At 62.1% G+C, this 13,129-nt stretch carries 11 protein-coding genes; 6 read left to right on the forward strand and 5 right to left on the reverse strand.

Annotation, left to right across the window (positions count from 1 at the left end; translation table 11 throughout):
* Nucleotides 1–125 precede the first annotated feature (125 nt).
* Entirely contained in the window at nt 126–599 is a 474-nt protein-coding gene (locus ACUZ9Q_RS02335; protein WP_192112374.1) for a 23S rRNA (pseudouridine(1915)-N(3))-methyltransferase RlmH, read from the reverse strand.
* Here ACUZ9Q_RS02335 and ACUZ9Q_RS02340 point away from each other — a divergent pair.
* On the forward strand, nt 598–1,350 hold the full coding sequence (locus ACUZ9Q_RS02340) for an L-threonylcarbamoyladenylate synthase (RefSeq protein WP_449247245.1): 753 nt from the start codon (nt 598–600) through the stop codon (nt 1,348–1,350). The two genes, ACUZ9Q_RS02335 and ACUZ9Q_RS02340, sit on opposite strands and share 2 nt — an antisense overlap.
* Nucleotides 1,351–1,362: 12 nt before the next feature.
* On the opposite strand, the gene ACUZ9Q_RS02345 is transcribed toward ACUZ9Q_RS02340, so the two are convergent.
* Together ACUZ9Q_RS02345 and ACUZ9Q_RS02350 are read right to left on the reverse strand one after the other, a co-directional pair.
* Nucleotides 1,363–2,010 (reverse strand): class I SAM-dependent methyltransferase, encoded by a 648-nt coding sequence (locus ACUZ9Q_RS02345; RefSeq protein ID WP_449247246.1) that lies wholly within the window; start codon nt 2,008–2,010, stop codon nt 1,363–1,365.
* Nucleotides 2,011–2,085: 75 nt separating this feature from the next.
* Complete coding sequence (locus tag ACUZ9Q_RS02350) at nt 2,086–2,625, reverse strand: MarR family winged helix-turn-helix transcriptional regulator (protein ID WP_449247247.1); 540 nt, start codon at nt 2,623–2,625, stop codon at nt 2,086–2,088.
* 156 nt (nt 2,626–2,781) lie between these two features.
* On the opposite strand from ACUZ9Q_RS02350, the gene ACUZ9Q_RS02355 reads away from it, so the two are divergent.
* The 5 genes from ACUZ9Q_RS02355 (at nt 2,782) to ACUZ9Q_RS02375 (ending at nt 8,544) form a co-directional block, all read left to right on the forward strand.
* A complete protein-coding gene (locus ACUZ9Q_RS02355; RefSeq protein WP_215647233.1) occupies nt 2,782–3,312 on the forward strand; it encodes an NUDIX domain-containing protein in 531 nt (176 codons plus the stop codon).
* The gene (locus ACUZ9Q_RS02360; protein WP_449247248.1) at nt 3,309–5,183 is read left to right on the forward strand and encodes a UbiD family decarboxylase; all 1,875 of its coding nucleotides are present in this window, start codon (nt 3,309–3,311) and stop codon (nt 5,181–5,183) included. Before ACUZ9Q_RS02355 ends, ACUZ9Q_RS02360 begins: the two co-directional genes overlap by 4 nt.
* Nucleotides 5,184–5,201: 18 nt before the next feature.
* Nucleotides 5,202–6,881, forward strand: a complete 1,680-nt coding sequence (locus ACUZ9Q_RS02365) for an NAD+ synthase (RefSeq protein WP_215647235.1) — start codon at nt 5,202–5,204, stop codon at nt 6,879–6,881.
* A gap of 151 nt (nt 6,882–7,032) precedes the next feature.
* Nucleotides 7,033–8,016 (forward strand): class II fructose-bisphosphatase, encoded by a 984-nt coding sequence (gene glpX, locus ACUZ9Q_RS02370; protein WP_022657899.1) that lies wholly within the window; start codon nt 7,033–7,035, stop codon nt 8,014–8,016.
* Nucleotides 8,017–8,544: a serine/threonine protein phosphatase gene (locus tag ACUZ9Q_RS02375; RefSeq protein ID WP_449247249.1), complete on the forward strand. Its 528-nt coding sequence runs from the start codon at nt 8,017–8,019 to the stop codon at nt 8,542–8,544.
* A 275-nt stretch (nt 8,545–8,819) separates the two neighbouring features.
* Here the strand turns inward: ACUZ9Q_RS02375 and ACUZ9Q_RS02380 are convergent, their stop codons facing one another.
* Both ACUZ9Q_RS02380 and ACUZ9Q_RS02385 read right to left on the reverse strand, forming a co-directional pair.
* Nucleotides 8,820–10,985, reverse strand: a complete 2,166-nt coding sequence (locus tag ACUZ9Q_RS02380) for an ArnT family glycosyltransferase (RefSeq protein ID WP_449247250.1) — start codon at nt 10,983–10,985, stop codon at nt 8,820–8,822.
* Entirely contained in the window at nt 10,982–13,102 is a 2,121-nt protein-coding gene (locus ACUZ9Q_RS02385) for a hypothetical protein (protein WP_449247251.1), read from the reverse strand. Before ACUZ9Q_RS02385 ends, ACUZ9Q_RS02380 begins: the two co-directional genes overlap by 4 nt.
* Nucleotides 13,103–13,129: the final 27 nt, after the last annotated feature.

Raw genomic sequence — 13,129 nt, forward strand, 5'->3', positions numbered from 1 at the left:
TTGCGCCAAGGGCAAGGAAAAAGGTTTTTTTTGCGAAAGAAGTGTACTCTTACGGTACATGACTGGAGTAAAAATAACCTTTTGACGCAGCCAGTTGGACAAAAGAAGCAGTTAGAGACAGACCTCTAGTGGTGGTACGGAACCTTGCGCAGGATGCATTCCGCCCGGTAAAGCTGCTCAAGCAGCACCACGCGGGCCAGCTCGTGCGGCAGGGTCATGTGCGAAAGGCTGATGCAGCGGCTGGCGCGCTGGCGCACGGCTTCATCCAGCCCCCATGCGCCGCCCACGATAAAGCAGGCTCTGCCCTTGGCGTCGTGGTCCATCTGGCGCAGCATGTCTGCCAGTTGGGGCGAGGTAAGGTGCTGGCCGCGTTCGTCAAGAACGAGCGCTATGTCCTGCGGGTCGAGGGCCTCAATGATGCGGCGTCCTTCAAGGGCGTTGCGCTGATCCGGCGGCAGGGCGGAATCGCCGTCGCGTACTTCGGTTATGTCCAGCTTGCGCCAACGGGTGATGCGTGTGGTGTAGTGGGCTGCGGCATCCTTCCAGAACGGCGTTTTCAGTTTGCCCACACTTATGTATTTCAAGGGTTTGCCAGTCATGTCTTCTCATGTTTCGTTAAATATGGCGGATAGCGCGTCTGAACGCTGCTCCAGCCCGGATGCCGGGATGGAGCTTGCGGCTGCGGCGCGTTTTTTGCGTAACGGCGGCGTGCTCGTGTTTCCAACGGAGACGTTTTACGGGCTGGGCTGCCTTGCCGCCAATGCGGAAGCCGTGGCAAGGGTGTATCAGTTGAAGCAGCGGCCCGTCCACAAACCCTTGCCCCTGCTGGCGGCGCATGCGGCGCAGGTGGACGCGGTGGCGGAACTTGCCGCCATGCCCAAGGGGCTTTTGGCCTTCTGGCCCGGCCCGCTCACGGTTTTGCTGCCCGCGCGCTCCTGCCTGCCCCCCGCATTGGTCAACGGTCAGGGGCTTGCGGCGGTGCGCGTGACGCCGCATCCACTGGCTGCGCAACTGGCGGAGCAGGCTGGCGGCGCGCTTACGGCAAGCAGCGCCAACCTCAGCGGCGGTGCGCCCGTATGCTCTCCAGACAAGCTTGATCCGGCCCTGCTGGAAGCATTGCGCAGCATGGCGCAGGGCATGACGTGCCCTGCTGGGTGCGCGGCGCAGGATGCAAAAACAGAACTTTTCCTGCCATTGGCTCTTGGTGGGCCGCTGCCCGCTGGCGGCTTGCCGTCAACCGTGGTGGAGCCGCTGAGCGGCGAGGATGGCGGGGCAGTGCGGCTGCGGATAGTGCGGGCCGGTGCTGTGAGTGCCGCAGCCCTTGAAGCTGCGGGGTTTGCTCTGGAGTGACCTCCTGTCAGGCTACGCGGCGAAGGCCGCGTTTTTTACAAAAACCTGCCTGCGCACAAGAGAATTTAAATATCCGTCTTCACGCAGGGACAGGCCGTGCGCGGCGCAGATTTCAGCATAAGCTTCAGTCAGGCCGTCCTTATGTTTTGGCGAAGTCATGACAAAGGGATAGAGCAAGAGGCCCAGGCCCCGCAGCTGTGGGCGGGCAATATCCACCAGCAGAAGAATGCCATCAGGGGCAAGCATTCGCGCGGCATTGGCAATGGCGGTGCGCCGCGTTTGGGGATTTGCCTCATGCAGCGCCATGGCGGTCATGATGATATTGAACGTGCCGTCAGGAAAGCACGCTTCGTCCATGGACGCTACGCTGAAGTGAAGGTTGTTGGGATATTCTTTCTGGCGGTATTGTGCGCGGGCGATCTGGTTTTCGGCAAGGTCAAGGCCATGTATGCGGCATTGGGGCGAGGATTGCGCGGCAAGCGCAAAAGTCAGGGAACCTGTGCCGCAGCCAAGATCCAGAGCCGACATTTCCGGGCCAAGCGCCAAATCCTTGACCGCCGCCTTATAAAAAGACGCGTTCAGCCCGAACAGTCGGGCAAAAATATCGTAGCTCTGTCCAGAAACAAGACCATTAAAAGCAGTACCCTTGTCAGTGTTCATAATACCTCGCATGGTGACCGAAGTTCGGTCTGTCTGGGTAACGTATGGATGCCAAACATTAATGACCAGAAAAGCCTATTTGACCTCCACCGTGTTAAGCCTCACAAGGAGTTTTTCAAGAAAATCAGCAATATCAGCAACTTCATCCTGTTTGCGTGTTCCCATGGCATCGTCCACCATGCAATCAAGCTGAGAATGAAAATCCATGTGCTGCTTATGCGCTGCCTTGCCCTTTTCCGTCAAAAACACATTCAGACGGGTCATTTTCAGCGGGTCCTTGGCCTTGTAGGCCAGGCCCTTGCGCTCCAGCCTGCGCAACAGCTCAGAAACGCTGCCCTTGGTGACGCCCAGTTGCTCGGCCAATCCACCCACATGGATGCCTTCATTGTTGTGGATGGCCATGATTGTGTGGATTTCCGCCAGACGGATGTCCACATCTGTACTGAATTTGCTGCACTGGCGCTCAAGCTCATAAAACCGGGTCACTATGCCCAGCAGCGAGATGCTGACTGGCGCGCTGCGCGTAGAGTGGGCGGCAGCATGCCCCATGGTTTTGATCATGGATTTCTGGATGCGCAGTTCAACGGCGGTTTTTTTATGGCAGTCATTTTTCATGGCGTTTTAGTATGGCATCCATACTTTTTTGTCAATCGCCGCGCGAAGGCGGCAAATAGCTGCGCTGCGGCATTTGTTTCCCGCGCTTGCGGCGCGGAGCATGCTGGCTTAGTATGCGGCAGTTGCGCGCAATGGCGCGAACCATACGGAGAACGCATGAAACGCCAGGTTGTCTGCCCGCATTGCGGCGAGCCTTATTCCAGCTACAAAAATCCCACGCCCACGGCGGATGTGGTTATCTATTCGCCTGACCGCGGGGTGGTCATCATCAGCCGCGCCAACGAACCCGTGGGCTTTGCCCTGCCCGGCGGTTTTATTGAAGAGGGCGAATGCGCGGAAACCGCTGCAGTGCGCGAAATGCGTGAAGAAACCGGGCTGGATGTGGAGCTGACCGGGCTTTTGGGCGTGTATTCCAGGCCTGACCGCGACCCCCGCCAGCACACGCTGACCGTTGCTTTTACAGGCAGACCGCGCAATCCCGAAGCCTTGTGCGCCGGGGACGATGCGGCCCATGCGGCGTATTATCCTCTGGATGCCCTGCCGCAGCCGCTGGTGTTTGACCATGCGCAGATCCTGGCAGATTTCAGGGCCATGCTCGCTGGCAAGCGTTCGCTTGCCGGCATACAGCCATCATTTGACGCGGTTGCCGGAGCAACCGGAACCTGCGGGGAAGGGACGCATTCATGAGTTATCGCAATCTCCAGGAATGCGTGGCCGACCTTGAGGCTAATGGGCATCTGGTGCGCATTGAGGCCGAAGTCGATCCGCATCTGGAACTGGCCGCCATCCAGCGCCGTGCCTTCCGCGCCAAGGCCCCGGCCCTGCTGTTTACGCGGGTCAAGGGCACGCCCTTTCCCATGCTCTCCAACCTTTTTGGCACGCGTGAGCGTCTGCATTTTATTTTTCGCCGCAGCCTGCCTGCTGTGGAGGCTGTGCTGACCGCCAAGGCCGACCCGGCCGCAGCTATGAAACACCCCTTGAAGTCGCTCAGGGCTGTGCCCGGTCTGCTGAACATGCTGCCGAGTGTGAGCCGGGTGCGCGCAGATCAGGCGGCGGCAGTGGCCCCTGTGCTGGAATGCCAGTGCAAACTGGCCGACCTGCCCCAGCTTGTCTGTTGGCCCATGGACGGCGGCCCTTTCATTACTCTGCCCCTGGTGTACAGTGAAGACCCCGCCAAACCCGGTGCGGATGCCTCCAACCTCGGCATGTACCGGGTGCAGCTTGGCGGCAACGAGTATGCGGCGGATGAAGTAGGCCTGCATTATCAGATTCACCGGGGCATAGGGGCGCACCACGCCCGCGCGCTGGAAATGGGCAAACCTCTGCCCGTGCATATTTATGTGGGCGGGCCGCCCAGCCTCACCGTGGCTGCTGTCATGCCCCTGCCCGAAGGGCTTTCTGAATTGCGCTTTGCCGGATTGCTCGGCGGCAGACGCACAGAGATGGCCGCTGTGCCGGGCTTGCCCCTGCCAGTGCTTGCGCAGGCGGATTTTTGCATCAGCGGGCACGTGCTGCCCCAGTGCAAACCTGAAGGGCCTTTTGGCGACCATGTGGGTTATTACAGCCTTGCGCATGATTTCCCGGTGCTCAAGGTGGATGCCGTCCACCACCGCAAAGGGGCCATCTGGCCCTTTACCGCCGTGGGCCGCCCGCCGCAGGAGGATACGGTCTTTGGCGACTTTATCCATGAACTCACAGGGCCGCTGGTGCCGCAGGTTTTTCAGGGCGTGTGCGACGTGCATGCCGTGGACGCAGCCGGGGTGCATCCGCTGCTGCTGGCCGTGGGCAGTGAACGCTATACGCCCTATGAGGAAGAGCGCCGCCCGCGCGAGCTGATCACTGCGGGCCTGCATCTGCTCGGGACCACCCAGACGGCCCTGGCAAAGTATGTTTTTCTTGTGGCGCATGAAGACGCGCCGGGCCTTACAGCCCGCGATGTGCCCGCCTTTTTGCGGCATTTGCTGGAGCGGGTTGATTTTTCGCGCGATCTGCACTTCATCACCCGCAGCACCAATGATACGCTGGACTACACGGGCAGCGCGCTTAACGAAGGCTCCAAGCTTGTGTGGGCCTCTGCTGGCAAAAAGCGGCGCGAGCTTGGGTGCGAACTTTCCGGCCTCGCCGCTGATCTGCCGCCTCTGCCGGATGGCTTTGGCCCGGTGCGCGTGTGCGGCCCCGGCCTTGTTGCCATTGGCGGGCCGAGGCATGCCCTTGATCGCAGCCAGCCCGACCCGCAGATGGAAGCGCTTGCGCAGGCTCTGGCCCAGTGGCCGGGCCGCGAGGCCTTCCCGCTTGCGATAGTGGCGGACGATGCGGACTTTTGCGCCGCGAATCTGGATAATTTTTTGTGGGTGGCCTTTACCCGGTCAGACCCGGCCACAGACGTGTATGGCGCTCAAGCCGCCACACGGGCCAGGCACTGGTCGTGCGAATCGCCGCTGGTCATCGACGCACGCCTGAAGCCCTTCCATGCCCCCCCACTGGAAGAGGAACCGGCAGTCATACGCAAGGTGGAAGCCCTGGCAGCGCCGGGCGGCCCCTTACATAACTACTTGTAACCTGGGGGAGGCATCGGCATGAAAATCGCCCTATTGCAGTGCAATACCGTTACCGGCGACGTGGCCGGAAATCTGGAACGTATCATCAGCACCGCCCGTCAGGCTGGCGCAGCAGGAGCAAACCTGTGCGTTACGCCGGAGCTGGCGCTTTGCGGCGTGGCCCCCGGCCACTATCTCTGCGCTCAGGGTTTTGCGGCGGGTTGCCTCAAGGCTCTGGATATCATGGCCGCCGAACTCAAGGACGGCCCTTCTGTGCTGGTGGGCGCGCCTGTGCCCAGCGTGTATGCCTCGGGCCTGCTTTCCAACGCGGCAGTGCTGGTTGAAAAGGGCGGCTGGCAGGTTGTTTCGCGCAAGGTGTATCAGAATCAGGGTCAGAACAGCGTGGCCGAATCCACAGATGAGGACGCACGCTATTTTGATCGCGGCATTTCGTGCGGCATCGTCACCATGGGCGGCTGGCGCATCGGCGTTGTGCTCTGCGAGGATGCCCAGAGCGAAGACGCTTCGTTCTGGAAAACCCGCTACGCCAGCGGTCATAATCCGTTGATGGAACTGGTGCAGCGCGGCGTGGACGCTCTTGTGCACATGGCGGCGGCGCCCTTCAGCGTGGGCGCGCAGGAAACGGACGAACACCTGCTTTCGCACGTGGCGGCGCGGCATCATGTGCATATGTTTTCGGTGAACATGGTGGGCGGCAACGACAGCCGCGTGTACAACGGGCAGAGTCTGGTTTTTGATCCCACCGGGCAACTGCTTGCCCGGGGCAAGGCCTTTGCGGAAGACGTGCTCGTGGTGGACACCGCGCGCGGACAGGGTGCAGTAAAAACCCCGGAACCGCTGGCCGCCTGCGTTGAGGAAGATTACTGGCGCGCTCTTGTGCTCGGCACTCGGGACTTTGTGCGCAAGTGCGGGGTGGAGAAGGGTATCGTAGCCATTTCCGGCGGCATGGATTCCGCCCTGGTGTGCAGCGTGGCGGTGGAGGCCCTTGGTGCGCAAAATGTCACCGGTGTGCTTTTGCCCTCGCCCCACAGCAGTGATGGCTCCCTGACGGATGCCGCCAAGCTGGCGGAGAATCTGGGCATCACCACCGTGACCCTGCCCATTGGCCCGCTTATGGATGCTTTTGCCACCGCGCTCAAGCCCGGCCTTGACCTTTTTGAAGAAAAGCCCGGCGACGTGACCTTTGAAAACGTGCAGGCCCGCATACGCGGCACGCTCATCACCTCGCTGGCCAACAGGGCCAATGCCCTTGTGCTCAACACGGGCAACAAGAGCGAGGGGGCCATGGGCTACTGCACCCTGTACGGCGATTCCGTGGGCGCGCTGGCCGTTATCGGTGACCTGACAAAAACTCAGGTGTATGCTGTTGGCCGCTGGTACAACGCCCATCGCGGGGCAGAGATCATCCCTGATGAAATTTTCACCAAGGCTCCTTCTGCGGAGCTGCGCCCCGGTCAGAAAGATTCGGACAGCCTGTTGCCCTATGAGGATCTGGATCCGATTCTTGAAGACCTGTTGCAGCCTGCGGAGGCGGAATCCGGCCCGCTTTCGGCGGCGCGCATGGAAGTGCGCGACAAGCTGTTCAGGGCTGAATTCAAGCGCCGTCAGGAGCCGTTGTCGCTTTACATGAGCCGCATGCCCTTTGGCGGCGGCTGGCAGACGCCTGTTGCCGGACGTTTCAGCCTGCCCGATAAATAGGCTGTATAAAAAAAGAAGTATGGAAAAGGGCTGTGCGGCAAAAGAGTTGCCGTATGGCCCGCCCCGAAGGGCGGGGGTTTTTCCTTGAAGCCCGCAACGCACTGGGGTAAGAGCAGTGTGTTGCACAACGCTGATCTGAGTGGAGGATATCATGGCGGAAGCACCGGAGAAAAATCTGGCTCTGGACATTGTTCGCATTACCGAGGCTGCGGCCCTTGCATCGGCCCGCTGGCTCGGTCGGGGAGACAAGGAGGCCGGTGACGGCGCCGCCGTTGACGCCATGCGCGTCAGCTTCGCCACCCTCAGCATCGATGGCAAGGTCATTATCGGCGAAGGCGAAAAAGACAATGCCCCCATGCTCTTTAACGGCGAAAAGGTCGGCAAGGGCTGCGGCCCCAGCCTTGACGTGGCCGTTGACCCTGTGGAAGGCACCAATCTGCTGGCTTATGGCCGCCCCAACGCCATCTCGGTTGTGGGTGTTGCGCAGAGCGGCAGCATGTTCAACCCCGGCCCCAGCTATTACATGCAGAAGCTGGTGGTGCCGCGCGAGGCCCGCGATGTGGTTGACCTCGATGCGCCGGTAAAGGTCAATCTTGCCAACGTGGCCAAGGCCATGGGCAAGAGCGTGCAGGACCTTGTGGTCTTTGTGCTCGACAAGCCCCGGCACGAAAAGCTTATTACGGAAATCCGCCAGGCAGGCGCGCGCATTCAGCTGCAGACCGACGGCGACGTGGCTGGCGCGCTCATGGCTGTTGATCCCCGTTCCGAGGTTGATATCATGATGGGTACGGGCGGCACCCCCGAGGGCGTGTTGTCTGCCTGCGCCATCAAGGGCATGGGCGGGCAGATTCTGGCCCGTCTGGATCCCCAGTCGTATGTGGAAAAAGAAGCTATCACCGAAGCGGGCATCGACGTGCGCGAAGTGCTCACGGTGCATGATCTGGTGCGCAGCGATGACTGTTTCTTTGCCGCCACGGGTATTTCCGGCGGTGATTTTTTGAGGGGCGTGCGCTACAGTGCCAAGTACGCCGTTACCCACTCGCTGGTTTTGCGCGGCAAAACCGGCACCCTGCGATATGTGGAGTCTTACCATAATATGGACAGACTCTCGAAATTCAGCGCGGTTCGGTATTGAATGAATAAAATTTCATCTCTCTGCGGTGTTTTTGCGGCATTGGTGCTGGCCCTGCCGCTGGTGGTTGTTGCCCCCGGCATGGCCGAGGCCGCACAGGCTCCTGCTGCCAAGAAAAAGGCAGAGCAGCCTGCCCCAGGCTCCAGCGCGAACGTTAATGTGTATGAAAAACAGCCTCCGGTGACGGACAAGGAACTGCTGGACTTTCTTGAACTTCTGCCGCAGTTCCGGGCCTGGGCCAAGGGCAATAATGAAGAAGCCCACCCCATCATGCGCAACAACAAGGCGGATTTTCTCTATTCGCCCAATGCCGCTGCCTGGGTGCAGGCGCATAACTGGAACCCGGTGCGCTTTTTCTGCGTCATGGGCCGCATGGCAGCCGCTCTTTCCATTGTGGAAGAAGGCAACGACATGAGCGGCGCGCGCTCCAAGGATATGCCCGAAGTTTCAGAAGGCGAGCTTGCCCTTGCCCGGCGTCACCTTGGCACCATGCTTAAAGCTGGTGGCGATGTGCCGCCCATAAACAAATAGGGTATTCAGCGCCATGCCCGCAGTACGGGCGCAAAAAAGATTGATGAAAGGCTCCGGTTGATTCCGGGGCCTTTTTTTATTTGCGGGTGTTGGTCAGCAGCGCTCATAGTCTGCAAGCCAAAGGCCATGCCCAAATGTTCTGCACCATAAGACGGCCGCTGGTGTGTGGCCTCCCCGCAGGGAGCGTTCTGAATCTCAATGCCATAGAAAAGGCCCCTCGTGAGAGGGGCCTTGGTATTGTGAGCGCGGTCTGCACCGGGCTGATGTATTTGAAGCTAGTTTGCAGGAGTCTTAGGCGTTTCCTTGGGTTGCTCTGGTTGCGCCGCAGGGGCCTGCTCTGAAGGTGCAGCGGGGGCGGCTTCCTTGACAACTTCCTTGGCGAGTTCCTTGGCTGCGTCGGCAGGCGTCGGCGCAGGCGCTGCTGTCGGAGCTTCAGCCGGAGTTGTTGGGGCCGCAGGTGCCGCAGTTTGGGGAGCAGACGCTTCCGCGGGCTGTGTAGCGGCGGGGGCTGCAGGTTCCTGCACTGGAGCGGGTTTTTCAGCCGGAGCAGCGGGTGCGGTTTCAGGCGCGGTTGCCGGGGCGGCGGGTTCAAGTTTGGGAGTATCGGCAGGCGCTGCTGCGGGGGCTTCAGACGCGGGGGCCGGAGTCGCCTCAGGAATCAGAACCGCCGGGGCGGCAGGAGCGGGCGTCAGGATGGCGCTCAGGCTCTTTACCTGAGCCTCGGGAGTTTTTTCCAGCTGCGGCATGAGCATGAGCGATGCGGGCTGGGCCAGAATAACCGCAATGACCGCGCACATCACGAGCGAGCCGCTGGTGCCGCCATGCGCGCCACGGCGCACAAGACGGGCAAGCAGTACTGCCGCCACAATGCCAATGCCGCCAAGCACGGGCAGGGCCTTGAGTCCAAGCACGGCGGTGCGCTGGCTTTCGGTAAGCGTAAAGTGGAAAAACTTGCCAAGCCAGTCAAGCGTGTAGCCAAAACCGGCTGCCACCAGCGCCATGCTGGCGTGCAGCAGGCACAGGGTCGCGATGATGTAGAACAGTTTGGCTCCGGCAGGGGGCAGGCGCAGCAGCGCCTTGCCCAGCAGGAGGGCCGCCAGGCTGGCCGTGCATACGGCAGCGCCCACCATGTCGGCAGCAAAAATACTCAGCAGACAGGCGAACACAAGGGCTATCCACAAAAAGGCCATTCCGGCTTTTTCTTTGCGGGAGGCGGCCAGATCAGCAGGGGCTGTGCGCAGCACGCGCGCCCAGGAAACACCGCAGATGACAGCCAGCCAGGGCAGCAGGCCCAGAGCCGCAAAGGCAAGGGGTTTCCACCATGTGGCCTTGGTGATGGGCCAGGTCACAAGCTGGGTGCCGAGGTTCTTGAGGTATCCTTCCGGCTGATGCCAGAGCATGACAACAGCAAGCCAACAGCCAATGATGCCCAGCATGAGTACAAAACCCACGAGGCCGTCCGCCTTTTGGGCGCGGCGAAATCCGCAACGCCAGAGCAGAAAGGCCAGGCTGGCAAGCACTGGCAGCAACAGATAGAAAAGGCCGCCTGTCAGGCCAGCCAATGCCGCCAATGCAAAACCCAGAGGCAGGGAGATGGTCGTGCCCGGCTGTTGCCAGCCGTGGCAAAGGCAGGCGAGGGAAAGCAGGGTCACTGCTGCTGCCAGAGCTTCCGGCCCTGTAAAGGTGGAGAGCGGCGCAAAGATGGGCGCGCAGAGCAGCAGCATGCCGCCAGCCAGCGCGGCCCGGCGATCCAGCCCGGCAACGCGGCCCAGAACCCACACGGCCACAAGACAGAGCAGGGTTCCGGCCATCGCGGCCAGGGGAAAGAGCAGATGGGCAAACTGCGGCGCGGCCTTGGTGAGCAGGGCTTCAATGCCGCGCAAAAACCAGAAAAATACGGGCCATTGCGAAAGACCGTCGCCAGCCGGGGCAAGCCACATGCCGATCTGCGCGGTTTGGGTAAAAGCCAGAATGCCTGCGGCTTCACGCGGGCAGTACAGGCTGTGCCCCATAAGGGCGGGCCATGCCTGGGCCAGCATGATGAGCAAGAGCGCAAGCGGCCCAACAATGCTGGCTGCGTCAAAAATCTTGTCGGCAAAGCCGGGAGCAGCTGACTGGGGAGCGGATTCTGCTGGCTTTGCTGAGGCTGCGGGTTTGCCTTCTTTGCCGGAGTTGCCGAACATTCCCCTGAATCCCTTGGCCGAGATCGTCACCGGACGGGAAGCCTTGGGGGCTGAGCCCTCGGCCTGTGGTGCGTCGGCTGCGGCGCTCGTAGCGGCCTGTGCCGCGCCCGAAGGTTCGGGAGCCGGTGCAGATGGCTGGGAAACTGCCTTGGCAGCTTGCTGCCCGGACTGGGCGTGTGCCCCTTCCGCGCTGGTCTGCTGGCCCCCAGACTGACAGGCAGCCTGGTCTTCGGGATTCTGGGCGCTGTTCTGGGTCATGGCATCGCTCCTTCATGCGTTTTCGGCTCGCCAAGCAGGATATGTCGCGCCTGGCGGGCCTCGAGGTCAATTTCTACGGCGCGCCCCGTGGGCAGGCTCTGGCCGCTCAGCACATCACGCGCGGGGCCTTGCGCACCAGCGGGCAGAGGGCAGGCAAGGTGTTGTTTCCGGTCAGAAAAATTGGCCGCCAGCAGCCAGTAGCCGCCGCCCGGCAGGGAACTCAGGGTCGCCACGCAGCCTGAGGGGCCGTTTACCACCTGCACAAGGCGGCCAGAGGCAAGCCCGGTGGCGCGTCTGGCCTGCAACAGGCGGGCAATCTGTCTGGCAAAACTTGTTTCCCGGCTCCACTGCATGTCCAGCGGGCCAAAGGCCAATGGGGCGGGGCTTTGCCCGCCGGGCAGGTTTGTGGCCCCCCACAGGGGTACGCTGCCAGCGCTGGACGCGCCTTTGCCCGAACCCTGCGGCAGCCCCAGCGCACCCGTAATATCCTGCGGGCTTAAAAATGTCAGACCGGGCAAGCCAATGCGCCAGCCCAGCAGGAGCAGGCAGGCGGATTCCATGGCCTGCGCGTGGTCGGGGCGCACGGCGCTTGCAACGTCAAGCCCAAGGGCACGAGCGGCAAGTTCCGCCTGGGTGACGGGCAGGCCCGAGGCCTCTGGCGCTCCCTTGGCAAGGGATTGCGCGCGGCGCACAAGAGCCTGGCCGTCTGGCAGATCCAGCAGGGGACGCCAGTCAACATATTGCCTGTCACGCAGTCCACGTGCAAGGCGGCTGTGGTCAACGCCCGCCGCGAGCGAGGCCTTGAGCAGTGCGCCCAAGGGCGCGGCATCGCCGCTCAGCAAGGCATATGCGGCTGCTGCCGGGGTAATGCTGTCCCGGCTGAAATCTACGGCTGTGGCAAGCACCGCCTTGGTCAGCGATGGGGGCAGCACATCGTCCTGCACGGCCCATCCTCCGTAGCGGTGCACCTCGCCCGCCAGGGATTCCAGGGCTTCAAGCCCCGGGACCAGAGCCGAAGGGTCTGTTCTGCCCCCGCTCTGGCCTTCCACCTGAGCGTCAAGACCCATGAGGGCCTCCAGCCTGATGCCCGCAAGCGTTTGCTGCTGCAAGCCCGTGTGCTGGATAACAGATGCGGAAAATACCCGTCGGGCCTGACCGGAAGGATCCTGCCACAGGAGCACGGGCCGCAGGGCGTTACCGCTGTAGCGGTAGACCCAGCGCCGCACCTGGCCATCCGCGCCGCGCACTTCGCCGGTGACGGCCCATCCGCCGGGCGTTGCCCAGTCAAGGGTGTCGCGCCGCAACTGATCAGGAACAACACCCCGTTTGCGCAATTCCGCCACAGCGGTCTGGCGCAGGGGCAGGCAGTCCCATTCGCCAGCGGTTGCTGGCAAAACATCCCAGTCTTTCTGCGGCACAGACATCATGGCATACAGGCCGTCAAAGCGCGAGGCCCGGCGCGCCTGAAGAATAAAATCCGGCCCCAGCCCCGTTGCCGCGGGGGGGAGTTCGCCGCCCATCTGCATCTGCGCCTGATCAAGTTTTGCGGTCAGCCGCGAAAAATCCTCGCCAGTGCCCAATGATGGGTCTGGCCGCAGGGCGGTGACGTTGTCGCCCGCCTCGGAGGCTGCGTCAGGCAGTGCGGAAGCAGCGTGGGCGCTCCAGATGTCGCCCTTTTCACCCAAAGGCGCCAGAAAAAGCCCGCCAAAGCCTGCCTGCGCCCAAAAGGCGTCCACGCCGGGTTGGGCCAGCGCCCGCAGGGCTGGTTGCCCCGCGCCAAGGCTGTGCGGGTTCACGTCAAACCAGTTGGGCGCAGCGGTAAGCAGCAGGGGCACACGCCGCGCTGAGGCGCTGTTGCGCCAGATAAGATCCGTGCCGGAAACCTGCCCTGTCAGTTCCTGGGTGGAGCCGAGCATGGACTGGCGTTCAAGCCATTGCAGATACCCCGGATCGGCGCGCGGCAGCAGGGATGCGCTTCCTGTTGGTTGCTCGCGGCGTAGGGACGTTGCCGTGCCGCTGTGCTTTGTGCAGGCCGCGAGGCACAGGCCGACCACCAGAGCCGCCACAAGCACGGCCAGCAGGGGCAATCGGGCCGCAAGCCCGGCGGTCAGCGGCATGGGCCGCCTCAGGATTTTTCGCAATGG

Source organism: Desulfovibrio desulfopostgatei, assembly GCF_053570645.1.